Origin of the sequence: Metapseudomonas otitidis, from assembly GCF_011397855.1 — a bacterium.
GTDB classification, from domain to species: domain Bacteria; phylum Pseudomonadota; class Gammaproteobacteria; order Pseudomonadales; family Pseudomonadaceae; genus Metapseudomonas; species Metapseudomonas otitidis.
Genome location: NZ_AP022642.1, coordinates 3,677,348 through 3,700,218, shown reverse-complemented (window position 1 = coordinate 3,700,218; position 22,871 = coordinate 3,677,348). Strand labels below are relative to the sequence as shown.

General features: G+C 67.8%; 22 protein-coding genes. 11 read left to right on the top strand and 11 right to left on the bottom strand.

Going from position 1 to position 22,871, the window contains the following annotated elements:
* Positions 1–145: 145 nt before the first annotated feature.
* Both PotMrB4_RS16920 and PotMrB4_RS16915 read left to right on the top strand, forming a co-directional pair.
* Positions 146–400, top strand: a complete 255-nt coding sequence (locus PotMrB4_RS16920) for a DUF2790 domain-containing protein (RefSeq protein WP_142008358.1) — start codon at positions 146–148, stop codon at positions 398–400.
* Positions 401–590: 190 nt separating this feature from the next.
* Positions 591–842 (top strand): DUF2790 domain-containing protein, encoded by a 252-nt coding sequence (locus PotMrB4_RS16915; protein ID WP_044403681.1) that lies wholly within the window; start codon positions 591–593, stop codon positions 840–842.
* A 627-nt stretch (positions 843–1,469) separates the two neighbouring features.
* On the opposite strand, the gene PotMrB4_RS16910 is transcribed toward PotMrB4_RS16915, so the two are convergent.
* The gene (locus PotMrB4_RS16910; RefSeq protein ID WP_172433996.1) at positions 1,470–3,425 is read right to left on the bottom strand and encodes an acetoacetate--CoA ligase; all 1,956 of its coding nucleotides are present in this window, start codon (positions 3,423–3,425) and stop codon (positions 1,470–1,472) included.
* 232 nt (positions 3,426–3,657) lie between these two features.
* Entirely contained in the window at positions 3,658–4,188 is a 531-nt protein-coding gene (locus tag PotMrB4_RS16905) for a hypothetical protein (protein ID WP_172433995.1), read from the bottom strand.
* Between the two features lie 434 nt (positions 4,189–4,622).
* Here PotMrB4_RS16905 and PotMrB4_RS16900 point away from each other — a divergent pair, with 434 nt between their 5' ends.
* The 6 genes from PotMrB4_RS16900 to PotMrB4_RS16875 all read left to right on the top strand — a co-directional run bounded on the left by PotMrB4_RS16900 (position 4,623) and on the right by PotMrB4_RS16875 (position 9,522).
* On the top strand, positions 4,623–5,276 hold the full coding sequence (locus PotMrB4_RS16900) for a YceH family protein (RefSeq protein WP_044403674.1): 654 nt from the start codon (positions 4,623–4,625) through the stop codon (positions 5,274–5,276).
* Between the two features lie 98 nt (positions 5,277–5,374).
* Positions 5,375–6,505 (top strand): M14 family metallopeptidase, encoded by a 1,131-nt coding sequence (locus tag PotMrB4_RS16895; protein WP_172433994.1) that lies wholly within the window; start codon positions 5,375–5,377, stop codon positions 6,503–6,505.
* 143 nt (positions 6,506–6,648) lie between these two features.
* Positions 6,649–7,692 (top strand): hypothetical protein, encoded by a 1,044-nt coding sequence (locus PotMrB4_RS16890; RefSeq protein ID WP_172433993.1) that lies wholly within the window; start codon positions 6,649–6,651, stop codon positions 7,690–7,692.
* 199 nt (positions 7,693–7,891) lie between these two features.
* The gene (locus PotMrB4_RS16885) at positions 7,892–8,263 is read left to right on the top strand and encodes a cupin domain-containing protein (protein WP_232060725.1); all 372 of its coding nucleotides are present in this window, start codon (positions 7,892–7,894) and stop codon (positions 8,261–8,263) included.
* 151 nt (positions 8,264–8,414) lie between these two features.
* Positions 8,415–8,810: a GFA family protein gene (locus PotMrB4_RS16880; RefSeq protein ID WP_142008407.1), complete on the top strand. Its 396-nt coding sequence runs from the start codon at positions 8,415–8,417 to the stop codon at positions 8,808–8,810.
* A 52-nt stretch (positions 8,811–8,862) separates the two neighbouring features.
* Positions 8,863–9,522 (top strand): hypothetical protein, encoded by a 660-nt coding sequence (locus PotMrB4_RS16875; protein WP_160483314.1) that lies wholly within the window; start codon positions 8,863–8,865, stop codon positions 9,520–9,522.
* A 327-nt stretch (positions 9,523–9,849) separates the two neighbouring features.
* Here the strand turns inward: PotMrB4_RS16875 and PotMrB4_RS16870 are convergent, their stop codons facing one another.
* The 4 genes from PotMrB4_RS16870 to PotMrB4_RS16855 all read right to left on the bottom strand — a co-directional run bounded on the left by PotMrB4_RS16870 (position 9,850) and on the right by PotMrB4_RS16855 (position 14,355).
* Positions 9,850–10,350, bottom strand: coding sequence for a BRO family protein (locus PotMrB4_RS16870; protein ID WP_044407080.1), 501 nt, complete (start codon positions 10,348–10,350; stop codon positions 9,850–9,852).
* A gap of 374 nt (positions 10,351–10,724) precedes the next feature.
* Positions 10,725–11,108: a DUF6896 domain-containing protein gene (locus tag PotMrB4_RS16865; protein WP_232060724.1), complete on the bottom strand. Its 384-nt coding sequence runs from the start codon at positions 11,106–11,108 to the stop codon at positions 10,725–10,727.
* 130 nt (positions 11,109–11,238) lie between these two features.
* Positions 11,239–12,399 carry a catalase family protein gene (locus tag PotMrB4_RS16860; protein WP_172433991.1) on the bottom strand — a complete coding sequence of 387 codons (1,161 nt, stop codon included), beginning with the start codon at positions 12,397–12,399 and terminating at the stop codon, positions 11,239–11,241.
* 81 nt (positions 12,400–12,480) lie between these two features.
* Positions 12,481–14,355 (bottom strand): di-heme-cytochrome C peroxidase, encoded by a 1,875-nt coding sequence (locus PotMrB4_RS16855; RefSeq protein ID WP_142008417.1) that lies wholly within the window; start codon positions 14,353–14,355, stop codon positions 12,481–12,483.
* Positions 14,356–14,611: 256 nt separating this feature from the next.
* Here PotMrB4_RS16855 and PotMrB4_RS16850 point away from each other — a divergent pair, with 256 nt between their 5' ends.
* Positions 14,612–15,895 carry a sigma-54-dependent transcriptional regulator gene (locus PotMrB4_RS16850; protein WP_107331647.1) on the top strand — a complete coding sequence of 428 codons (1,284 nt, stop codon included), beginning with the start codon at positions 14,612–14,614 and terminating at the stop codon, positions 15,893–15,895.
* Positions 15,896–15,901: 6 nt separating this feature from the next.
* Here PotMrB4_RS16850 and PotMrB4_RS16845 read toward each other — a convergent pair whose 3' ends face one another.
* A complete protein-coding gene (locus PotMrB4_RS16845; protein WP_172433990.1) occupies positions 15,902–16,789 on the bottom strand; it encodes a pseudouridine synthase in 888 nt (295 codons plus the stop codon).
* A 285-nt stretch (positions 16,790–17,074) separates the two neighbouring features.
* Between PotMrB4_RS16845 and PotMrB4_RS16840 the strand changes: the two genes are divergently transcribed.
* Positions 17,075–17,419, top strand: coding sequence for an I78 family peptidase inhibitor (locus tag PotMrB4_RS16840; RefSeq protein WP_044407066.1), 345 nt, complete (start codon positions 17,075–17,077; stop codon positions 17,417–17,419).
* A 28-nt stretch (positions 17,420–17,447) separates the two neighbouring features.
* Here PotMrB4_RS16840 and PotMrB4_RS16835 read toward each other — a convergent pair whose 3' ends face one another.
* Positions 17,448–18,293, bottom strand: a complete 846-nt coding sequence (locus PotMrB4_RS16835) for an EamA family transporter (RefSeq protein WP_172433989.1) — start codon at positions 18,291–18,293, stop codon at positions 17,448–17,450.
* Positions 18,294–18,635: 342 nt separating this feature from the next.
* Positions 18,636–19,622 carry a cyclase family protein gene (locus tag PotMrB4_RS16830; protein ID WP_172433988.1) on the bottom strand — a complete coding sequence of 329 codons (987 nt, stop codon included), beginning with the start codon at positions 19,620–19,622 and terminating at the stop codon, positions 18,636–18,638.
* 100 nt (positions 19,623–19,722) lie between these two features.
* On the opposite strand from PotMrB4_RS16830, the gene PotMrB4_RS16825 reads away from it, so the two are divergent.
* A complete protein-coding gene (locus PotMrB4_RS16825) occupies positions 19,723–20,613 on the top strand; it encodes a LysR family transcriptional regulator (protein WP_172433987.1) in 891 nt (296 codons plus the stop codon).
* A 287-nt stretch (positions 20,614–20,900) separates the two neighbouring features.
* Here PotMrB4_RS16825 and PotMrB4_RS16820 read toward each other — a convergent pair whose 3' ends face one another.
* Both PotMrB4_RS16820 and PotMrB4_RS16815 read right to left on the bottom strand, forming a co-directional pair.
* Positions 20,901–21,272, bottom strand: a complete 372-nt coding sequence (locus PotMrB4_RS16820; protein ID WP_172433986.1) for a YidH family protein — start codon at positions 21,270–21,272, stop codon at positions 20,901–20,903.
* A gap of 70 nt (positions 21,273–21,342) precedes the next feature.
* Positions 21,343–22,770 (bottom strand): mechanosensitive ion channel family protein, encoded by a 1,428-nt coding sequence (locus PotMrB4_RS16815; protein WP_172433985.1) that lies wholly within the window; start codon positions 22,768–22,770, stop codon positions 21,343–21,345.
* Between the last annotated feature and the right edge of the window lie 101 nt (positions 22,771–22,871).

Genomic DNA, 22,871 nt, shown 5'->3' with positions numbered 1-22,871 from the left:
GGGCATTAGAATGGATTCCGCCTCCCACGACAGAGGCACATGCTTGATCCACTTCACCGTTCGTGTGCGGTGTCGCGCAATACCTTCGGCCCGCTCGTGGAGGGCGGGCCGAAGCCCTTCTCAAGGCAATCGAGTACTAGAACCCATGAAAGCTTTCCTGTTGCTGGCGCTTGCCGGCCTGTCTCCGCTCGTCTTCGCTGCCTCGCCTGACCAGGCCGTTCCCGCCGAGGTCGAGCACTACCAGTACGGCATGGACCTGGACATCGCCCGCGTGATTTCCCGCAGCGAGGTCCCCGATGTGTGCGGCGTGGTGCCGGCCTACCTGACCTACGAGGACCACCAGGGCAAGGTGCACCGCCTGGAGTACATGGTGTTCGGCAACGGTTGCTCCAACGGCTGACCGCCCGCTCCCTGACAAATGCCCGGCCCGATGAGCCGGGCATTGTCGTTTCAGGAGGCCGCGCTTTGTAGGACGCACCTGCCGTGTGGGGGTGGGCGTACAGCCTGTAGGAAATCCAGGCTGCCGATAGCGTGAATTCGCCGCCTGCTACCCGGCCGGCGACCACCCTCCAGACCTACGGGGACTGCCCATGAAAGTACTGACCGCCCTGGCCCTGGCGCTTCTCTCGCCCCTGGCCCTCGCGACCACACCCGCCATGGACGACGGCATCCAGACCAAGACCTACCACTACGGCATGAAGCTCGATGTGGCCAAGGTCATCTCCCACAGCCGCATCCCGGACGTCTGCGAGGTCGTCCCCGCCCACATGGTCTACGAAGACCGCCAGGGCGAAATCCACCGCGTGGAATACCGCGTGTTCGGCAACGGTTGCTCCAACTGAACCGACCCCTGATCCACCCAAAAAGCCCGGCCACGTGCCGGGCTTTTTGCATGCCGCAATCCGGCCTCAAGCACACCGTAGGATGGCGCTGAGCGCAGCGAAGCCCATCAATCAGGAGTACCCGGCGGCACCGTGCAACGACCTGATGCGGTTCGCCGAGCTCACCGCATCCTACAGGGCGCGAAACGTAGCCCGGGCCGGCACCCCTTAGGATGGCGCTGAGCGCAGCGAAGCCCATCAATCCGGAGTGCCCGGCGGCACCGTGCAAAGGCCTGATGCGGTTCGCCGAGCTCACCGTATCCTACGGAGCACGGCGCGTAGTCGGACTCAGGCACCTCATAGGATGGCGCTGAGCGCAGCGAAGCCCATCAATCCGGAGTGCCCGGCGGCACTGAGCAACGACCTGATGCGGTTCGCCGAGCTCACCGCATCCTACGGAGCGCGACACGTAGCCGGGCTTCAGGCTGGGGAGGAGGGGTCATGAGCACCAACGTAGGAGCGAGCGCTGCTCGCGAACGCTCGACGTAAAGTTTCCCTTCATTCGGCTGCCCCGTCGGCCATTTCCCTGGATAGGGGTAGGCCGGGCGGTGGTGGCCGCCTCGGCCGTTTTCCACGTGCCGGTGCCTGTCAGTCAGCCAATTCCGCGCGGTCGCGGAACTGCTCCAGCGCGGCGGGGTTGGCCAGGGCGTCGGTGTTCTTCACCGGACGACCGTGGACCACGTTGCGCACCGCCAGCTCGACGATCTTGCCGCTGATGGTGCGGGGTATGTCGCTGACCGCCACGATCTTCGCCGGCACATGGCGCGGCGTGGTGTTGTCGCGGATCACCCGGCGGATGCGCGTCTGCAAGGCCTCGTCCAGCGCCACGCCCTCGCGCAGGCGCACGAACAGCACCACCCGCACGTCGCCCTGCCAGCCCTGGCCGATGGCGATCGACTCCAGCACCTCCTCGATCTTCTCCACCTGGCGGTAGATCTCGGCGGTGCCGATGCGCACCCCGCCGGGGTTGAGCACCGCATCCGAGCGGCCGTGGATCACCAGGCCGCCATGGGCGGTTTCCTCGGCGTAGTCGCCGTGGGCCCAGACGCCGGGGAAGGTTTCGAAATAGGCCGCGTGGAATTTCTCCCCGTTCGGGTCGTTCCAGAACCCCACCGGCATCGACGGGAAGTGCCGGGCGCAGACCAGCTCGCCTTTCTCGCCCACCAGGCGCTGACCCTGTTCGTCCCACACCTGCACATCCATGCCCAGGCCCTTGCATTGCAGCTCGCCGCGCCACACCGGCAGCACCGGGTTGCCCAGGGTGAAGCAGGAGACGATGTCGGTACCGCCGGAGATGGACGACACGCAGAGGTCCGCCTTGAAGTGGCGGTAGAGGTAGTCGAAGCCTTCGTGGGCCAGGGGCGAGCCGGTGGAAAGCACCGTCTTCAGACGTTCCAGCCGGTGGCTGCGGCAGGGCTCCACGCCGGCCTTCTCCAGGGCGGCGATGTACTTGGCGCTGGTGCCGAAGAGGCTGATGCCTTCGGCGTCGATCAGGTCGATCAGGCGTTCCGGGGCGGGGTGGAAAGGCGAGCCGTCGTAGAGCACCAGGGTGGCACCCAGGGCGAGGCCGGAGACCAGCCAGTTCCACATCATCCAGCCGCAGGTGGTGTAGTAGAACAGCGTGTCCTCGGCCTTCAGGTCGCAGTGCAGGCCGTGCTCCTTCAGGTGTTGCAGCAGGGTGCCGCCGACGCCGTGGACGATGCACTTGGGCACGCCGGTGGTGCCGCTGGAGTAGAGGATGTAGAGCGGCTGGTCGAAGGGCACGGGAACGAACACGAGCTCGCCGCCGGGCTGGTAGAAGTCGCCCCACAGCGCCACCCGTGCTGGGGTCTGGAAGTCCTCCGCCCGGGCGTCCGGGCGTGCATGGGGCACCACCAGCAACTGCTCCAGGCTGGGCAGGCGGGCGAGGATCTCGTTGAGCTTGGGCGTGAGGTCGAGGGTCTTGCCCGCGTAGTGGTAGCCGGCGGCGGCGATCAGCACCTTGGGCTCGATCTGCCCGAAGCGGTCGATCACCCCCTGGGTGCCGAAGTCCGGCGAGCAGGACGACCAGGTCGCCCCCAGGCTGGCGCTGGCGAGCATGCCCACCACCGTCTGCCAGGTGTTGGGCATGAAGGCCGCCACCCGATCCCCCACCCCGACGCCCAGCGCCCGCAGGCTGCGCTGCAACCCGGCGACCTGGGCGGCCAGCTCGGCATGGGAGAGCTGCACCCGGCTGCCGTCCTCGTCCACCGCCACCAGCGCCGGCGCGTCATCGCGGCGCCGCAGCAGGTGCTCGGCGAAGTTCAGCGTTGCACCGGGAAACCAGCGCGCATCCGGCATGACCGGGCCTTCTTCCAATACCGCGCGGGGCGGCTGGTGGAAACGCACCTCGAACCACGCGGCCAGGGTCGACCAGAACGCCGGCCGGTCCGCCACGCTCCAGGCGTGCAGCGCGGCGTAGTCGGGCACGGCCACGCCATGGCGTTCGGCAACATGGCGGCGGAAGGCTTCCATCCGTGTGGCGGCGATTCGCTCGGGGCTCGGGCTCCAGAGGGGTTGGCTCATGGGGACATCCTCGTGCACGGGAATGCCCGAATAATGGGCCCTCCAGACGCCGGGGGAAAGCCGGGTGCGTTCCAGGCGCGGGAGCCTAGAGATGAGGACAGGGGAGGTGAGCGGTACCCCATAAACGCCGAAGGCGCCGGTCAGGGCGCCTTCAAGCGTGGGATGTTTCAGGCATCGATCTGGCCTCGCGACAGCATTGACTCAGGCGGGATGCGCTCCGTTCCGTGTGGCCTCAGGCAACACGGAAACCGGGGGTGCGGTCGGAACCGTCTTCGGCAACACGGAAACCGGGGGTGCGGTCGGAACCGTCTTCGGCCACGCGGATGCCGGGGGTGCGGTCGGAGCCGTCTTCGGCGACGCGGATGCCGGGGGTGCGGTCGGAGCCGTCTTCGGCCACGCGGATACCGGGGGTGCGGTCGGAGCCGTCTTCAGCAACGCGGATGCCAGGGGTGCGGTCGGAACCGTCTTCGGCCACGCGGATGCCGGGGGTGCGGTCGGAGCCATCTTCGGCAACACGGAAACCAGGGGTGCGGTCGGAGCCGTCTTCAGCAACGCGGATGCCCGGGGTGCGGTCGGAGCCATCTTCAGCAACGCGGAAGCCCGGGGTGCGATCGGAGCCGTTCTCGGCAACCGGCGGGTTCACGGCGCGTTCGGCACCGGCGGTCAGGAGCGAGTCCTGCTGGGTTTGTTGGGGCAGGGCGAAGGCACTGGCGGTAGCGGTCAGGCTGACGGCGAACAGGCTGGCAAGGATGCGCATTTTCATGATGGGTTCCTCGTGGAAGTGGGGTTGAAAGTGAACACGAGGGCAATGTTAGAGAAATAAAATCGATAAAAAAGTGGAGATGGTCAATGGTGACCATCGATTTCATTGATAGTGCTTAATTTATCCAATAAAAACAGTTAGTTATGTGTAATTTTTGACTCTATGAGAACGCCTGAAACCTTATGTAAAACACTCTTGCGCGAAATCATAACAATCGAATAATTCGATTAAATGGCCGGAAATATCCTGAAACACGCCATCGATAGCAGGCTCGTGTTCGGATCATTGAACGTCTGGCGCCGCCCGCAAGCATGCGGCATCCAGCGGGTAGCGACGGGGAGGCTGGCCTGGCCGGGCCAGAGCGCTGCGCGCATGCAGGCAGCTGCCGGGCGTCCTGCTAGGCTATGGGCCTTTTCCTACCAATGGATGGCCCCATGTCCAGCGAGATCGAAACGCCCTTCACCCACGAGCCCCTGAGCGCCGTCGAGGTCCGCCTGCTCGGCAGCCTGATCGAGAAGCAGGCCACCACCCCCGAGTCCTACCCGCTGACCCTCAACGCCCTGGTGCTGGCCAGCAACCAGAAGACCAGCCGCGAACCGGTGATGAACCTCACCGCCGGCCAGGTGGGGCAGGGCATGCGCACCCTCGAAGGGCGTGGCCTGGCCCGCCTGGTGATGGGCAGCCGCGCCGACCGCTGGGAGCAGCGCGCCGACAAGACCCTGGAGCTGGTCCAGCCGCAGCTCATCCTGCTTGGCCTGTTGCTGCTGCGCGGCCCGCAGACCCTCGGCGAACTGCTCACCCGCAGCGGCCGCATGCACGAGTTCGACGACCTGGACCAGGTCCGCCACCACCTCGACCGCCTCGCCGCCCGTGGCCTGGCCACCGTGCTGCCGCGCCAGAGCGGCCAGCGTGAAGAGCGCTTCATGCACCTGCTGGGCGAGGCGGCCGACCTCGAAGCGCTGCTCGCCACCCGGCAGGACGCCCCCGAGCGCAGCGAATCCCGCGCCGGCCTGGAGAGCCGCGTCGAGCAGCTGGAAGCCCGCATCGCCGAACTGGAAGAGCGCCTCGCCCGGCTCGAAGGCCACTGATCCGTCCCCATCACGCAAGCCTTTGTCGCCTGGTGCATATGCCCGCACCGGGCGACCTGCCATTCTTGCGCGCACCCCTGACACAGCCCGAGGTAGCCATGAAGATCAGTGCCGATTTCGACAGCGGCAACATCGAAGTCAAGGACGCCAGCAACCCCCGCCACGTCCTTCTCGCCATGCGCCCCGACCTGCGCAGCCACCACTTCCAGTGGTTCCACTTCAAGGTCGACGGCATGACCCCCGGCAGCCATCATGACTTCAGCCTGGTCAACGCCGGCCAGTCCGCCTACGCCCACGCCTGGACCGGCTACAACGCCGCCGCCTCCTATGACCAGGTCAACTGGTTCCGCGTGCCCAGCCGCTTCGACGAGAACGGCCTGCACTTCGGCCTGGAGCCCACCCAGTCGCACATCTGGTTCGCCTATTTCGAGCCCTACAGCCGCGCGCGCCACGACGCCCTCATCCGCCAGGCCGTCGAAGCGGCCGGCGCCGAGATCGTCGCCACCGGCAAGAGCCTCGAAGGTCGCGACATCCCCCTGCTCAAGGTCAGCCGCAACCCCCAGGCCCAGCGCCGCGTCTGGATCATTGCCCAGCAGCACCCCGGCGAGCACATGGCCGAATGGTTCATGGAAGGCATCATCGAGCGCCTCAAGCAGCGCCAGGACCCGGAGCTGGAGCGCCTGCTCGACGCCGCCGACCTCTACCTCGTCCCCAACATGAACCCCGACGGCGCCTACCGTGGCCACCTGCGCACCAATGCTGCCGGCAAGGACCTCAACCGCGCCTGGCAGTCGGCCAGCGAAGCGGAGACCCCCGAAGTCCACTTCGTCCAGCAGCAGATGCGCCGCATCGGTGTCGACCTGTTCCTCGACATCCACGGCGACGAGGAGATCCCCCACGTGTTCACCGCCGGCTGCGAAGGCAACCCCGGCTACACCCCGCGCCTCGCCGCCCTGGAAGAAGAGTTCCGCCGCCGCCTCGTCGACATGGGCGCCGAGTTCCAGACCCGCTACGGCTACCCCCGCGACGAGCCCGGCCAGGCCAACATCACCCTGGCCTGCAACGCCGTCGGCCTGGAGTTCGACTGCCTGTCCTTCACCATCGAAATGCCCTTCAAGGACCACGACGACAACCCCGCCCCGGAAACCGGCTGGAACGGCAAGCGTTCCATGAAGCTCGGCCAGGACGTGCTCAGCGTCGCCGCCGCCATGGTCCACGGCCTGCGCTGACCCCAAGGCCCTCCCCGGCAACCGGGGAGGGCGTACCAGGCGGAGCCCCGCCGCGTTCAGCCCCGCGCTAGCTCATCTGCACTATTTCGCCCCGCCCCCGGTCGACGCAACATGCCCGGTCCGCCCCCATCAAGGAACGATGCATGAGACTGCCTCGCCTGCTCTCCGCCCTGCCGGCCGCCGTGCTGCTCGCCCTGTCCCTTTCCGGCTGCGTGCCCGAGCCCTACACCGGCAGCCCCGGCACCATGGACGACCCGCGCTACGCGCAACTGCTGGACGAGATCGACGCCGCCCTCAAGGCCAACAAGGCCGTGGTGCTGGTGGCCGACGTGAACCCCCACAAGACCCTGAACGACGGGTTGGACATGATCCAATGGACGCCCACGGTGATCTGGCAGAACGAGCAGGACCCGACGATCACCTTCGGCCGCAGGTTCCAGACCAACGAACTGCAGCGGGATCGCAACGCCACCTACCTGTTCAAAGCCTTCGAAGTGCACATCCTGCCGCCCGGCAAGTACCTGCTCACCGGCGGCGACGACTACCAGATCCGTGGCGTGCTCGACGAAATCGGCGCCCGCAGCGGCCCACCCGGCTCCGGCAGCGGCCCCAACGGCACCGCGTACCTGTCCACCGAGCTGTACCGCGAGTACTACCGCGAAGACGTGTGGAAGGACGCCACCTACGGCACCGAAACCAGGAGCCAGGCCGTCTGCACCGCCGTGCACATGGCCTCGGGCGCCTGTGTCGCCTGGGGCGAACAGCAATACAGCGAGACCACCCAGCGCTCGGGGGCCGGCTACTACCAGCAGACCGACTCCCGCGACGTCCCCTCCATCAAGGTCCAGTCGCGCCTGCCAGCCGACAAGGCCCTCGCCAGCTTCACCGTCCAGGGCGGTCAACTGCTGCTGGCCCCACGCATGCACCTGCGCACCCCGGGCTACCGATACCAGGCGTCCAAATGCCGGGCCACCGCCCCGGAAAAGGTCGAATGCCCGCTGGAGAACCTCACCGTCTACACCTGGCCCGCGCCCATGGACTTCACCACCTCCCTCATCGCCCAGCGCATCCTCAGTGACAGGCACCAGGCGCTGCTGTCGCGGATCCAGCCCCTGCAGATCACCCCGCTGCGCCAGCAGGGCAAGCAGGACCCCATCTGGGGCGTACCGCTGTCGCTCACCCCGTAGGCACGGCGGGCGCAACGCGAGCGGCTCCTGTAGTCGCTCGCGGGTTCCAGGCGGGCGAGGTGCCAGGTCGCCCCGCAGTTGCTCCGAAAGCGCACGGGGGATCGAGTAGTACGCCGCCGAGAAAACCGCAGGATCGTACAAGCGCATCGCAGCGGCCCTCGCTACCCTCGCAGCTCACCCATCAGCCAGGAGCCGCGTCGTGCAGCCGACCCACCCGAGCATCAACCTGCAGCACAAGCTCTCCCTGTTCAGCGAACAGTGGACCCCGAAAGTCATCGCCGAAATGAACGACTACCAGTTCAAGGTCGTGCGCATCGAAGGCGACTTCATCTGGCACTCCCACGCCGACACCGACGAAGCCTTCCTGGTGATCGAAGGCCAGTTGCGCATCGACCTCCGCGACGGCGCCGTCCTGCTCGGCCCCGGCGAGCTGTATGTCGTGCCCAAGGGCGTCGAACACAAGCCCTATGCTGAACGCGAAGTGAAGATGCTGCTCATCGAACCCCGTGGCGTAATCAACACCGGCGAAGAAGGCGGCGAACGCACCGCCCAGAACGACGTCTGGATCTGACCGTCTGCCATTCCGTCCCGGGCTGAAGCCCGGGCTACCCCCACCAGCCAACGCCCGCAAACGCCCCAATACCGGCCGAGGAGGGGCCTTACCGAAGCGAAGCGGCACGCCTACACTCCAAGCCCAATTCCACGCGGCAAGGAGGCCCGGCATGGGCGACCTCACCTTCACCGGCGGCTGCCTCTGCGGTGCCATCCGTTTCAGCGCGCGCCTTCCCGAGCACGACGTCAGCGTGCACACCTGCTCTTGCCTCACCTGCCAGCGTCATTCCGGCAGCCTCACCCTGTGCTGGATGGAACTGCCCAAGGCCGCCATCACCTGGACCGGCCCCGACGGCGAGCCCGCCCGCTACCGCTCCTCCGCCCAGTCTTCCCGCGCGTTCTGCCGGCACTGCGGCAGCACCCTCGGCGCCCTGGACGACGGCGATACCCTCGGCCTGCTGCTCGGCAGCCTCGACGACAACCACCACCCCGCGCTTGCACCCACCGCTCACGCCTTCGTCGACCGCCGGCCAGCCTGGTGGCACCTGTCGGCCAGCGACGCCTGAGTCTCCAGGGCAAGGCTCACCCCACCCACATACTGCGAAGGATTTCCACCCCATGCAGAGATACAACAAGGAATTTCGGGATGACGTGCTCGGCTTCCTGCTGCGCTACCCCCTGCAGATCGGTACCAAGGGTGAGTGGGGTACGGACATGTTTCTGTTGCGGCTTGATGAACACAAGGTGGCCGAATTTGATATCCGCGCTGGCAGTTCAGGTGTCGAACTGGTGCGTCATCTAAAGCAAGGCACTGAGCCCCAGTCGGGGGCTGAAGCACCTTTGAGGGGGTATTGGGTGGACTACGCCCCTGGTGCCGTTGCGGTCACCAGCATCGCTGAGCGAAGGGCCGACTTCGTCTTCACTTCGATGCTCACAGGGTGCTACATCGCGGTTGGCGCACAACAGGTCGCTCATGTTGCAGCTGATCTGAAGAATGGCAACGGCCTATTCGCAAAGCGCGCTGCATCGGTCGTCAAACTGGACAGTTCCATCGAGGTGGGTTTCGACTCCAGGCTGTCGCTGGATTGGGATGCGGAGAACAACCAATACAAGCAGGATTACCTCGAATACACCTTCGTGGGTGCATTCGTGGGGGGTGTCTGGAGATGGTACGTCCAGTGCCATACGCGCTTCGGATTCGGAAATGTGAAGCTCTGCAATATCCACTCCGACAGGCCTGCTCCGGCCATGCAACTGGTCGACATGCACTTCGGCTGAAACACGTCGCTCACCTAGTGGCAGCGAACCCATTCGCGATGCGCTCTTAGCCCGGGCTTCAGCCCGGGAGCGAACCTGCACGCACCAACGCCCCACAACCCCCACCACACGGCATGGCACCCGTAGGATGCGGTGAGCTCAGCGAACCGCATCAACCCCAAGCCGCGCCGACCCTCCCACCGCCATGCCCAGCTCACACCAAACGGTGGACCGATAAAGCGCGGTCCACCCTACGCCCCGCCCACCCGCGTCACCCCGCAAAACCGCCCGCACCCATCCCGCCGGCCCAAACGAAAACGGGCCCCGAAGGGCCCGTCTGTCAGCGATTTACCAGGGCGCTTGCCGCCAACTGGCGTCTGTACGCAATGCCGGCTCATCGAGGCTGGCGAGGAAGACCGGCAGGTCCTGCCGGTTGATCCAGACATCCCCCTGCCAGCTCAGCACGTTGATCGGCTGGTTGGCCCAGCACATGTAGGCCCGGCGGGGCGCCGCCTCTGCATCCCGATGGCGGTCGTGCAGCGTTGGCACCACCTGCTCGCTCAGCCACTGGCTGATGGCCCGGTGCTCCGGGTGGTGGAAGCGGTACAGCGCCTGGTAGGCCCCGGCATCGCTGATCACCTCCACCTCCTCGCGGGCGCCGGACTGGTGCAGCAGGAATAGCGCCCGCCGGTGGTGCGGGTCCACCCGCTGGGGCAGGCGATAGGGGCGCAGCGCACCGATCAGCCGCGCGAAATCCTCGGCGACGAACCAGGGGCGGTTGTCGACCATCACGGCACGGAGTTGGTAGGCGTAGCGCAGAAAAACAACGGGGGTATATGCGTCTTGCATGGTGAAGCTCCTCTGGACGGGTTAGGAGCTGCCACTGTTCGCTGTCAATCGAAAGGTGGCAGACCGCGCGGGGTTGACAGACCGGGTCCAGGAACCGGCAGACCGCAAGGGTCTCCCCGCGCGATCTGCCATAAAGCGGCGCAACTGTAAAAGTTGCATACGTGCATGGGCCTACAAAAAACGTACGCCGTTTTTCGTATGCACCAGTGGCGCAATCGCGCCCAGACAACAGGCTGTCAAACCCGGCCGCGGGATTTACCGCGACCGGCGAAGGATAGGGAGGTGGGGCGGGGAGGGCAAGCACGCAGAGGATTCAAGGGGGCGTGTAGGGTGGGCTTCAGCCCACCGTCTTGAAGCCCGCGTCATACCAAGGGTCAGGAGCGTTTCAGGTAATAGAGGATGTACCCCGAGTACACCAATTCATCGCGCTCCACTGCCGCCTTGAAGCAGGCGATCAAGGCGCTTTCATCGTCGAATCCGTAATCCCGAAGCCGTGAGCCAGCAAAGCCCGCCAGACGCCACGCTTCTACACCGTCGATTTCACCGTTGTCGCCAAAATCGAAATCCACGGCGATTCCGGATGGCAGCCGAGCCGCGCAGCCGTACCCGTGTTTGAAGTAGGGAATGCCACCGGCCAATTCGCCCCGTTGCTCCATGTCGTTGCCGGCCCAGTCGTCATTGGAGGCTGGCAGTTGAAGGCCAGAGCGTTGCATCGCGTCGATCACTTCACGAACGGCGGCCTGGTAGTCGGCGATCAAGCGGGTAAGTCGAGTGTCCATGTGCTTCCGAGGCAGGAATGAAGGCGGAGCGGGAGTCTACCAATCAGTTGCCCGCCTGTATGGCGCTGACTGGCTGACTCCCATGGTTCAGCCAGTCGTTGCCATGTTCCTACGGCTTCACTCCGTCCCCGTCCTGTGCAACCCCATTCCGCTCATGCCGATACGCACTCACCGCCTCATACACCGCTTTGCGCAGGCGGTTGATGCCACCGATGGGGCGGTGTTCGGGGAGGGCGTGCCAGGGGTTGAAGGAGAGGTTGTCGCAGAATTCGTTCTGCTCGCGGCTATCGAAGTCCTGGGCGGGGACCTTGATGGTGGCGACGGTCTGGAACGGGGAGATCTTCTCGCTCCATTCCACGCTGGTGTCCTCGATGGGCATGTAGTGCTGCGGGTTCTGCACCTGCACCTGGAGGGCGAAGCAGGCCGGTACGCGGTCGAGGGAGAGGCGCTGGTAGAGGGCGTTGCGCAGGAAGTTGGGCAGGGCGGTGTTCTGCTTGGGCAGGGTGTACTCGGGGCAGGCCTGCGGGTCGGGGATGACGCGGTACTTGATGTTGGCCTGGCCCAGCTTGTACGGGGAGACGGAGCTGTAGACGGTGTCGGTGGGGCTGTCCGGGGCCGGGGCGAGGGTCTGCAGGGCGATCAGCATGTGGCGGATCTCCCAGGTGCGCGGGTCGAGGCTGGGGAAGAAGGCGCCGACCTTCTGGCCGTTGGCCTGGGCTTCGAAGTTGCTGCGGTACTCGGCCACGTCGCGGATGAAGAACACCGGGTGGTTGAACATGACGAAGTCCTGCTCGTTGGCGTGGGCCGGGCTGGGCATGAGCTTCTGGCCGGGCACGTCGAGCAGTTTGATGGCCATGCCGCGTGCGTCGCGGGTGCTGTCGAACTGCGGGTAGGCGTTGCCGTTGGAGAGGCGCATCCAGGCCTGCCAGGTCTTGCCCGGTTCGGCGAGCACGCCGGCGCGCAGGTCGGCGGCCAGGTCGGGCGCCACGGTGACCTCGGCCTTCACGCAGCCGTGGGCCTTGGCGTGGGCGTCCCGCAGGACGCGGGTGTTGTCGCGGTGCTGCTCCACCACGCGCATGGCGTCTTCGATGATGGCGCGGGCATCGGCCGCTTCGGTGGGCGGGATCTGCTCCTCGGTGGAGACGGGGCCGGAGAACTTCCAGCTGTAGTAGAGGCTGCCGATGCCCCAGCCGATGAGGCCGACGGCGGCGGTGATGAAGAGGAGCCTGCCGAGCAGGCGTCCGAGCCAGAGCCATAAACGTTTGAGCATGAGCGCTTGGTCCTTGTTGTTGGCTTGCCCGCAGGCGGGTGGTTCTGGGTGGGCGCAGGCCCGCCGGTGGCGGGCCCTGGCTCAGCCCTGGCAGTTCGGCCCGGGCGTCCAGGGGCGCACGGGCTCGGGGGTGAGCTGCGATTCGAGGCGTTCGTTGCCCAGCACCTTGAGGTACTCGATCAGCGCCAGGCGCTCGTCCGGCGAGAGGGCACGGCCGATCACGCCGTTGCCCCGGCAGCCGTCGCGGAATTCGTGGCCGCTGTTGTGGTTGCCGGTGATGCGGGTGTCGAAGAGGAAGCCGCCGGGGAAGGCTTCGGTGCGGAAGCCGGCGAACTGCGGGTCGTACTCGAAGTTGCCGACGTAGAAGGTGGTGGCGCGCTCGTACACCGGGGAGAGCAGCTGGAAGATCGTCGGCACCGAGCCGTTGTGCAGGAAGGGCGGGGTGGCCCAGATGCCGTCCAGCGGGCGGGCCTTGTAGGCGCGCAGTTCACGCACGCCGATGGGCAGGCCGTAGCCGTCCATCTGCTTGCGCTCCTCGCCGCTGATGCCGGCCTGTTCGTAGGCGCGGTTCTCGACGTAGGCGGTGAGGTAGGCCAGGCCCTTGGCGCTGGAGATCTTGGCGAAGTCGATGTCCTTGAGGTCGGCGCCGAACAGGCGCACGTCGAGCTGGGCGAGCTGCTCCTTGGTCCAGCCGAGCTTGGTGACGTCGAAGCGGTGGTCGGCGATGTTGTCGGCGGTGGTGGGGTCGGTGCCGATCTCCTGGGTGCTGATCATGCGCATCTTCCACTCCGGGTCACGGGCGGGGGCCAGGCGCTTGTCTTCCGGCTGCGGGTTGGGGGCGTGGCAGTAGGCGCAGTTCTCGGCGAACAGGGCGCGGCCCTTGCTGGCGCGGGGCAGGTCGATCTTGCCGAGCACTTCTTCCGGCCAGGTCGGCGGTTTGAGGCGCTTGAGGGTCTCTTCCAGGGTGTACAGGTCACGCACGCGGGTGCTGGAGCTGTAGCGCTGGTCGAGGGGCACGGGCTGGCCGTTCTCCTCGTGCAGGGTGAGGCTGGCGCCCACGCCGAGGGATTCGCCGATGTTGCGCGCCATGGGCTGCATGGCGGAGCCGTTCCACTGCACCCAGTCGAACTTCCAGATGTCCCACACCTGCGGGTAGCTCACCGGGGCGTTGGCGATGCGGTAGTTGGACGGGTCGATGGCGTCGCCGAACACGCTGTTGGCGATACGGCCGAAGGCGTCGGTGCGGCCGAAGCCTTCCTGGGTGGGGTAGAGGCCGCGGTGGGTGTCGTTCCAGGCGGTGCCCAGCAGGCGGTCGAGCACATCCTTGAAGTCGCGGCGCAGTTCGTCCTTGCCCTTGGGGTACTCCTCGCCGAGCACGGTCTTGGCGAAGCGGTTGAACTTGAGCGGGTTGTAGTAGGTGAAGGCCATGCTCATGCCCAGCGCCTGGCCGAAGCCGCCGCCCTTGAGGGTGGGCACGGTGGAGGCGAGGGAGTGCAGGGCGGCACCGCCGTCGATGCGGATGGCCTGGCCTTTGTAGTGCAGCTCGCCGGTGTGGCAGGCGGAGCAGGTGATGTCCAGGTACTGCTGGCCGGTGTCGTTGTCTTCGTGCCGGGCGAAGCCCACGGGCAGGTTGCCGGGGTTCAGTTCGGTGGGCTGCTGCTGCGGGTCGACGAGGAAGCCGAAGCGGGCGAGGTACTCGGGGCGGGCGAACTTCTCGCTGGAGAAGGGCAGCTCCAGCGCGGTGAACCAGTCGTAGCGCAGGCCCTTAACCGTGGTGCCCTGGGGGGTGTAGTAGTAGGTCTGGCGGGATTGCGCGTCCCATTGGTCGAGGTAGTTGACCTTCTCCGGCGCCTGGTAGGCGGGGAGGTTGGGGTTGGCGATGTAATAGAGGACGACGGCGAGCCCCGCGAGCAGGAGCAGAACCAACAGGATCAGTGCACGGCGGAGAATGCGCATTCGATACTTCCTTGTACGCTTGTTGGAATTTCGTACGTTATGCCAATCAATTCCTAGGTTGGCAAGGTGCTATTACCTTCGTTTGTAAGGCCTATTTCCTGCGGGTATACACGGCTCTTTCCTTCATAGCTTTTCGCGATAGCAGTTATGGAGAAGGGTTCCATGACGCGTCAAAGTTCTTGCTAGCGTTACGGATAGACGCGCCAACACGTTGTTTTTATTGAATAATTCAAAAAATTGGCGCCAAGGACGGGATATGTTGGAAAACATCACCCAGACCCCGAAACGCCTTCTCCTGATCGACCCCTGCGACGAGTGCCAACGGCTGATGCCCAGGCTCCAGGCCAGCGGCTGGACGGTGGAAAGCCGGGACCTGCGCCAAGGCTCCGAGCCGGGCTGCGACGTGGGCCTGGTGCGCCTGCGCCGCGAGCACCTGGACCACCCGGAACGCATCCGGGCGCTCATCAGCCGCAGCGGTACCGAGTGGATCGGCCTGCTCGGGCCGGACATGGCCCGCCAGGAACAGGCCGAGGACTTCGCCGGGGAGTGGTTCTTCGACACCCTGCCGATGCCGGTGGATGCCGGCCGCCTGCAGGGCCTGCTGGGGCGGGCGTTCGGCATTGCGCGGCTGCGCGGGCAGGTGGGGCGCCCGCGCGGCGAGCCGGAGCTGGTGGGCCAGAGTCGGCCCCTGCGGGAGCTGCGCAAGCAACTGGCGCGACTCGCCGGGCAGGAGCGCCCGGTGCTGGTGCTGGGGGAGAGCGGCACCGGCAAGGAGCTGGTGGCGCGCACGCTGCACCGCACCTCGCGGCGGGCCGAGGCGCCGTTCGTGGCCTTCAGTTGCGGGGTGCGCGGCGAGCCGGAGGAGGAGCGCGCGCTGCTGGGGGAGGGCGGCGCGGTGGAGGCGGCCAACGGCGGCTGCCTGTTCCTCGACTCGGTGGCGGAGCTGCCGCTGCTGACCCAGCAACGCCTGCTACTGGCTCTGCGCAGCCATCGCCTGCGCCGGGCAGGCGGTTGGCTGAGCCTGGATGTGCGCCTGCTGGCGGCCACCGACCGGGACCTGGAGCTGCTGGCCGAACAGGGCCGCTTCCTGCCGGAGCTGTACCAGTGGCTGTCCAGCCACACGGTGCGGCTGACCCCGCTGCGCCGCCGCCAGGGGGACATCGCCCTGCTGGCCGAGCACTTCCTGGCGCAGTACGCCATGGCCACCCACGGCCGCCCCCGCCATTTCAGCGAGGAGGCGCTCACCGCGCTGGTGCGCCACCACTGGCCGGGCAATGTGCGTGAGCTGGCCGGGCGGGTGCGCCGGGGCTATGCATTGGCGGAGGGCGTGCAGGTGGAGGCGGCGGACCTGGGGCTGCACAGCGCGCCGGCCGATGGCGGGGTGATCGGCACGCTGGAGGACTACAAGCGCCGCGCGGAGTACCAGGCGCTGTGCGATGCCCTGGCGCGCTACGGCAACAACCTGAGCCTGGCGGCGCGGGTGCTGGGCATCTCCCGCCCGACCTTTTATCGGCTGCTGCACAAGCACCAGTTGCTGTAGGGCACTTCAGTCCAGCGGCAGCAGCTTCAACTCGCTCTCGAACTGCAGGTCGCGGCCGCTCAGCGGATCGCGGAAGGCCAGGGCGCGGGCCAGTAGTTGCAGGGGGCGGGCGTGGTCGTCGTGCTGGTCACGGGCGTCCAGCAGCTCGGGGTAGAACAGGTCATGGAGGATGCCGGCGCCCAGCCCGGCCATCTGCACCCGCAACTGGTGCTTGCGCCCGGTGACCGGGTAGAGCGCATAGCGCCAGTGCCGGCTGCCGCGTTCGATCACCTCCAGGCGGGTTTCGCTGTTGGGCGGTCCGTCCGTTTCGCACATGCGGAAGAACGGCTCGCCCGGCTCCAGGCGCGTGCGCCGCACCAGGGGGAAGTCCAGCTGCGGCAGGGGCGCGGCCACGGCCTCGTAGCGCTTGTGCACCTCGCGTTCGCGGAACAGCGCCTGGTAGGCGCCCCGTGTGCTCGGCTCGCAGGAGAACAGCACCAGCCCGGCGGTGTGCCGGTCGATGCGGTGGATGGGCACCAGGTGCGGGTTGCCCAGGCGCTTGGTGAGGCGCGCCTGGAGCGTCTGCTCGACGTATTCCCCGGCGGGCATCACCGGCAGGAAGTGCGGCTTGTCGGCCACCACCAGGTGATCGTCCTGGTAGAGCACGCGCTCCTCGAAGGGGATGTCGCGCTCCTGGGGCACCTCGCGGAAGTAGCGCACCAGCTCGCCGGCCCGGTACGGCGTATCGGCATCCAGCGCGTGGCCGTCGGCATCGGTCACCCGGCCCCGGGCCAGGCGGTCCAGCCAGGTGGCGCGGTCGATGGCGGGGAAGCGCGCGCACAGGCCGTCCAGCAGCGTCGACCAGGGGCCGGGCGGCAGGCGCAGGGTGCTGGGGCGTACGTTGGGGCTGGGCATGGCCGTCTCGGGGCGTCGGGGCGGGCGCGCATTAGGCCGCAGCCGCCGGCGCCGGTCAAACCCGGCGGACGGGCGCCGGGTGTGGGCTGCAGGGCGCGCCGGGCGTGGGCCGGGTGTGACGGGCTGCGGTATTTCGCCCAAGGGGCTCCCGGCAGGGCGCCGGGCTCAGGCTACAATGCCCGACCCGCCGGGGAACGGCGGCCGTCGCAGCAGGTCGGATGCTCGCGCTCGGCGCCCGTCCCGGCCACCCGGATTCGGCTTTGCCTTCAACAAGAGGAACGCAGTATGTCTCGCACTTCCATCACCCTCGGCCTGGCCCTGGCGGCGGCCCTGCTGGCCGGTTGCAGCTCCACCAGCGCCCCGACCGACAAACCTGCCGAGACCAAGGCCGCTCCGGCCACCACCCAGGCGGACCCGACCACCGACGGCCGCTGCTCCTCGGCCCCGGCCCGCGCTCTGATCGGCCAGGCCGCTACCCCGGAGCGCGTCGAAGAAGCCCGCCGTGCCGCCGGCGCCGCCGACGTTCGCGTGCTGAAGCCGGGCAGCGTGATGACCCTGGAATACAACTCCCGTCGCCTGAACCTGGACACCGACGACGCCAACCTGATCAAGGGCGTCAGCTGCGGCTGACCCCGGGCGGCCCTGCACTGCGGGGCCGCTACCCCAGCTTCATCACCACCACGCCCATCGCGATCACCCCGCACGCCAGCAGCCGCACCGGCGGCATCGGCTCCTTGAGGAACACCCGCCCGATCAGCAGGGCGAACACCACGCTGGTTTCCCGCAAGGCCGAGACCATCGCCACCGGCGCCAGGGTCATTGCCCAGATGACGATGCCGTAGGCCAGCAGCGACATCGCCCCGCCCGCCAACCCGCTGCGCCAGTAAGGCCCCAGCTGCCGCAACACCCCCGGCCCGCGCTGCACCACGATGGCCACCGCCATCACCGCCCCGTTCACCGCGAACAGCCACACCGCGTAGGACAGCGCATCGCCATTGCTGCGCGCGCCCTGGGCATCGGCCAGGGTGTAGCCGGCGATGAAGGCGGCGGTCAGCAGCGAGCAGGTCAGCATGCCCCGGCTCAACCCCACGCCGGTGCGCCCACCGCGCCAGGCCATCAGCCAGATGCCCGCCACCAGGGTCAGCAGCCCGGCCAGCTCCGGCAGGCCGAGGCCATCGTCGAGGAACAGCAGCGAGAGCAGCGCCACCAGCAACGGCGAACTGCCCCGGGAGATGGGGTACACCTGGCCAAGGTCGCCGTATTGGTAGGCGCGGGCGAGGAAGTTGTTGTAGCCGATATGCAGCAACGCCGAGAGCGCGATCCACGGCCACGCCGCCGCCTGGGGCACGGCGACGAAGGGCAGGGCGCAGAGCGAGATCAGCCCGGCGGCGAGCTGGATCAGCGTGGCGGTGAGCAGGCGATCGAGGCCGATCTTCAGCAGCGCGTTCCAGCCCGCATGCAGCGCAGCGGCGGCCATCACCACCAGGAATACCGAGGTGTCCAAGCGCGATCTTCCTTGTACCGACGAAGACGCAACGCCCACCGGGGCGCCGCCAGGGAGGCGCGATAGTGACACAGCACCCCAGCCCCTGTGAAACCGCCCCCGGCCTGATGGGCACCCTCCGTAGGATGCGGTGAGCTCAGCGAACCGCATCGCGCCCATGCCCTGCGTTGGCAGCACTCGGAGTGCGGGGCGCTCCCCGTAGCCCGGGCTTCAGCCCGGGAAATCGGCGTCAGGCGGGGCCCCGATGGTGGATGGAAAGAGCGCCATCCCCCTGCCGGAGCGGGCCACGGCGCTCGGCTTGATGGGCACGAACCGCATCACGTCCGTGGCCCGGCACCCCGTCTACTTGATCGGCAGCGCCACCGGGCGGATCGGGGCGGCGTCGGCGCCGCGGAACTTCAGCGAGGCGCCGATGAAGGCGAATTCGTAGACCTTGTCCCGCGACAGGCCTTCCAGGTCCACCAGCTCCATGATCGGCGCGCCCTGCTGGGCCAGCAGGTAGGTGTGCACGGGGATGTAGTTGTCCGGCACCTCGGTGGGGAAGGTCTCGAAGCTGAGGTTGTCCGCCCCCACCACCATGGCGCCGCCGTCCTCGACGAGGAATTTCGCCGCGTCCAGGCTCAGGCCCGGCGGGTTGGTCATGTAGCGCTGGGCGTCCTCGTAGGCGCGCATGCGCCCGGTGCGGATCAGCACCACGTCGCCCTTCTGCAGGTGCACGCCCTGCTTGTTCAATGCCTGCTGCAGGTCCTGGCGGGTGACGCGGTAGCTGTCCGGCAGCAGCTCCACGCCCTTGGCGGCAGGGATGTCGATCAGTACGCCACGGGCGACGATGGGCGGCAGCTTCTCCGCGCCGGTCACGTTCCAGCCGCGGTCACCCAGGTGGTCGGCGGCGGCGTAGCCGTTCCAGATCTTGCCCTCCAGGCCGAAGTGGTTGAGCGCGTCGATGTGGGTGCCCATGTGGGCGTACATCGATACCGCCGAACCGGTGTAGCTGACGTGGCGGTTCATCGCCTCGCCGACGCCCATCGGGTCGGCCAGCAGGTTGCCGTGGGGCGTGTGGGTCATCCACATCTGGTAGGGCGGGTCGCCCGCCGCCTGCCAGCTGGGCATGCCGATGAAGTACTCCACGGCCAGGTCGTAGGCCTTGCCGCCGCTGAGGCGGCCGAGGATGGCGGCGCGGGACTCGGGGGTGATCAGGTTGAGGCGGCCGATCTCGTCCTTCGGCCCCCAGGGGCTCTTGCCGACTTCCTCGGCGGCGAGGGAGCCCTGGGCCAGGGACAGCAGCAGGGGCAGAGCGGCGAGGCGGGAAAGGGGGCGTGGCAGGTGCATGGCGGTATTCCTTGTGGGTGATGGATGCCGCGATGGTATTTGTCAGCCCTGAAGAGATAATCTCCGCCTCCGCTGAAAGACATTCAACCCAAGGGAAAATATGGACCTGCTCGTTGCCATGCGGACCTTCCGCCGCGTCGTCGAACTCGATGGCTTCAGCAAGGCCGCCGTCGACCTGGGCCAGTCCACCGCTGCGGTGAGCAAGCAGGTGCGCCAGCTGGAGGCGCGTCTGGGCAGCCTGTTGCTGCTGCGCACCACCCGGCGCATGAGCCTCACCGACACCGGGCGCGCCTACTTCGCCGAGTGCTGCCGCCTGCTGGACGAGCTGGATGCCCTGGAGAACGCCACCGCCCTGGGCACCGGGGAGGTGAGCGGGCGGCTGCGGGTGAACGCGCCGCTGTCGTTCAGCCTCAAGGTGCTGTCGCCGCTGCTGGTGGAGTTCATGGCGCTGTACCCGCAACTGAACGTGGAGCTGACCCTGGACGACCACCTGCTGGACCCGGTCTCCGAAGGCTTCGATGTGTCGCTGCGCATCCGCTCCAGCCTGCCCGACTCCAGCCTCATCGCCCGGCGCCTGGGCGAGGTGGAGCAGGTGATCTGCGCCGCCCCCGGCTACCTCGCGGCGCGGGGCACGCCCCAGCAAGTGGAAGACCTGTGCGGCCACGACTGCCTCGCCTACCGCCTGGCCGACAACCCCGGCGGCTGGCGCCTGGACGGCCCCAAGGGGCGCGGCGTAGAGCTGCGTACCCGGCTTTCGGCGGACAACAGCCTGATGCTCGGCGAGATGCTGGTGGCGGGCCTCGGCATCGGCGCGCTGCCGTCCTTCATCGCCAACCCGCTGCTTGCCGGCGGCCAGTTGCAGCGCGTGCTCCCGCAACAGCAACTGGCCCGGCGCACCATCTACGCCCTGTACGCCAGCAACCGCCACCTGCAGCAGAAGGTGCGGGTGTTCGTCGACTTCCTCGCCGAACGCCTGGCAGGCGAAACGTAGCCCGGGCTTCAGCCCGGGAAATCGGCGTCAGGCGGGGCCTCGATGGTGGATGGATAAAGCGCCATCCCCCCTACCGGAGCGGGCCACGGCGCTCGCCTGATGGGCACGCCCCGTAGGATGCGGTGAGCTCGGCGAACCGCATCGCGCCCATGCGATGCGCTGGCACCGCATGCCGCCTCGGAGTGCGGGGCGCTCCCCGTAGCCCGGGCTTCAGCCCGGGATATCGGTGTTAGACAGGGCCTCGATGTACCGGTACAGGCGCCACGGCGCGATGCGGTGGTGTGCCGTCAGGCGTGGCCGAGCAGGAGGAAGATGCCGAGGGCGAGCCCCAGCAGGGCGATGCCGAAGTTGATCAGCGGGCCGGAGTTGACGCTGTAGCCCTCGGGGATCTCGATGGGCCTGAGGGTGCGCAGCACCTTGCGGTACTGCAGCGAGGACCAGCAGGCGCACCAGGCGCCGAGCAGCAGCAGGGCCAGGCCGACCCAGTAGGACGCGCGGTTCTGCAGGCTCTGGGCGTGCTCGGGCTGCAGCAGGTGCAGCAGCAGGCCGGTGCGCTCGATGGCGAAACCGAAGGCCATCAACGCGAGGCTGGTACGGTTCCAGGCGAGCAGGGTGCGCTCGGCGGCGAAGAAGACGCGGGGGTCGTTGAGGTCGGACATCGTCACTCCAGGGCAAGACGGGACCGGGCAAGCCTGCCATGTCCGGGCCGCCACGGCGACCCGGCCGGCTTCAGCGCCGGTGCAGCCAGCTGAGGAAGCCGCCCTTGCGGATGGCGGTGGGTTTCTCGGTCAGCAGGGACTGGCTGGCCTGGGTGCGGAAGGCCTGCAGCTTGTCGAGCGCGGTGCGCACTTCGCTGTGTTGCGCCAGGCAATCGCGGATCTCTGCTGCGTCGATGCGGTACAGCCGGCAGGAGGTGAGGGCGGTGAAGCGGGCGCTGGAGGGCGCGTCGCCGTTGATGCCTTCCTCGCCCATCACTTCGCCCGGGCCCATGCGCCCGGCCTCCAGCCAGCCGTCGCCGTCGGGCAGGGCGGCGGACACCACGCCGCTGCCGATCACCAGGAGCTGCCCGGCCACGTCGCCGCGCTCCAGCAGCACCTGGCCGGCGGGGTGGTCGCTGACGGTCATCAGCCGGGCCAGGCGTTCCTTCTCCTCGTCGCCCAGGGCGCGGAAGACCTTCACCTCGTCCAGCAGCAGGCGCTCGCGCGAGCGCGGGTGTTCGGCCGCTTCGCCCACCCGCTGCAGGCCGGCGGCCTCCAGGTTGCGGTGGGCCAGGTCGAACAGCAGGTTGCGCACGTCCACCTTGCTGGCGTCGGCGCCGATGAAGCCGCTGATCTCGTACTGGTTGACCTCCACGCCGGCGCTTTTCATCGCCACCTTGGGCGCGGGGGTGGCCAGCAGGTCGCGGCAGCCGCGCAGGGTGCGCTCCAGGGCGTCCAGCACCCGGCGCGGGCGGATGCTGGCGGGCACCTCCAGGGCGATGGCCACGCCATGGATCTCCCGGGGGCGGCTGTTGTTGATGATCTTCGCCTTGGCCGCCAGGGAGTTGGGGATTACGGCGGTGCTGCCCTGGCTGGTGAGCAGGTGGGTGGCGCGCCAGTCGATCTCGATGACCTTGCCTTCGAGGCCGTCGATGGCGATGGAGTCGTCCAGTTGGTAGGGGCGGGTGGTGTTGAGGATGATCCCGGAGAACACATCCGCGAGGGTGCTTTGCAGCGCCAGGCCGACCACGATGGCCATGGCGCCGGAGGTGGCCAGCAGGCCCTTGACCGGCAGTTGCAGCACGTAGGCCGCCGCCGCCACCAGGGCGAGCAGGAAGATCAGCGCGCCGAGCACGTCCTGCAGCAGGCGCCCGGTGTGGCCGCTGCGGCCGATCAGCACCAGGCCCAGTACCACGGTGAGGGTGCGGGCGCCGTACAGCCACCAGAGGATTTCCAGCGCGGTGCCGGCCAGGCCTTCGGCGCTGTCGGCCCCCGGAGGCGGCAGCAGCGGGCTGAGGCCGGCGCTGATCAGCACCCAGCTGTAGAGCAGGAACAGCCCCAGCCGTGCGGCCACGCGCCAGGGGCGCGGGCTGGCCGGCAGCAGGCGCCAGGCGAGGATGTCGAGCAGCAACAGGGCGAGGCCGGCGATCAACGGATGGCTGGCGATGAGGGAGGGCATGGAGGTCTCGGGGCGATGGCGGCGGTGCGCCAAGATAGCAAGGGCGCCGGGGGTGACGGCAAGGGGCCAGCGTTTGACGTTGCCGGTGGGCTCCCCCAAGC

Coding starts and splice junctions, on each gene's coding strand:
- PotMrB4_RS16830 (WP_172433988.1), bottom strand. CDS start 19,622: ATGCACCTGCCACGCCCCCTTTCCCGCCTCGCCGCTCTGCCCCTGCTG.
- PotMrB4_RS16920 (WP_142008358.1), top strand. CDS start 146: ATGAAAGCTTTCCTGTTGCTGGCGCTTGCCGGCCTGTCTCCGCTCGTC.
- PotMrB4_RS16850 (WP_107331647.1), top strand. CDS start 14,612: ATGTTGGAAAACATCACCCAGACCCCGAAACGCCTTCTCCTGATCGAC.
- PotMrB4_RS16910 (WP_172433996.1), bottom strand. CDS start 3,425: ATGAGCCAACCCCTCTGGAGCCCGAGCCCCGAGCGAATCGCCGCCACA.
- PotMrB4_RS16840 (WP_044407066.1), top strand. CDS start 17,075: ATGTCTCGCACTTCCATCACCCTCGGCCTGGCCCTGGCGGCGGCCCTG.
- PotMrB4_RS16870 (WP_044407080.1), bottom strand. CDS start 10,350: ATGCAAGACGCATATACCCCCGTTGTTTTTCTGCGCTACGCCTACCAA.
- PotMrB4_RS16855 (WP_142008417.1), bottom strand. CDS start 14,355: ATGCGCATTCTCCGCCGTGCACTGATCCTGTTGGTTCTGCTCCTGCTC.
- PotMrB4_RS16875 (WP_160483314.1), top strand. CDS start 8,863: ATGCAGAGATACAACAAGGAATTTCGGGATGACGTGCTCGGCTTCCTG.
- PotMrB4_RS16860 (WP_172433991.1), bottom strand. CDS start 12,399: ATGCTCAAACGTTTATGGCTCTGGCTCGGACGCCTGCTCGGCAGGCTC.
- PotMrB4_RS16890 (WP_172433993.1), top strand. CDS start 6,649: ATGAGACTGCCTCGCCTGCTCTCCGCCCTGCCGGCCGCCGTGCTGCTC.
- PotMrB4_RS16845 (WP_172433990.1), bottom strand. CDS start 16,789: ATGCCCAGCCCCAACGTACGCCCCAGCACCCTGCGCCTGCCGCCCGGC.
- PotMrB4_RS16905 (WP_172433995.1), bottom strand. CDS start 4,188: ATGAAAATGCGCATCCTTGCCAGCCTGTTCGCCGTCAGCCTGACCGCT.
- PotMrB4_RS16825 (WP_172433987.1), top strand. CDS start 19,723: ATGGACCTGCTCGTTGCCATGCGGACCTTCCGCCGCGTCGTCGAACTC.
- PotMrB4_RS16895 (WP_172433994.1), top strand. CDS start 5,375: ATGAAGATCAGTGCCGATTTCGACAGCGGCAACATCGAAGTCAAGGAC.
- PotMrB4_RS16915 (WP_044403681.1), top strand. CDS start 591: ATGAAAGTACTGACCGCCCTGGCCCTGGCGCTTCTCTCGCCCCTGGCC.
- PotMrB4_RS16815 (WP_172433985.1), bottom strand. CDS start 22,770: ATGCCCTCCCTCATCGCCAGCCATCCGTTGATCGCCGGCCTCGCCCTG.
- PotMrB4_RS16880 (WP_142008407.1), top strand. CDS start 8,415: ATGGGCGACCTCACCTTCACCGGCGGCTGCCTCTGCGGTGCCATCCGT.
- PotMrB4_RS16820 (WP_172433986.1), bottom strand. CDS start 21,272: ATGTCCGACCTCAACGACCCCCGCGTCTTCTTCGCCGCCGAGCGCACC.
- PotMrB4_RS16900 (WP_044403674.1), top strand. CDS start 4,623: ATGTCCAGCGAGATCGAAACGCCCTTCACCCACGAGCCCCTGAGCGCC.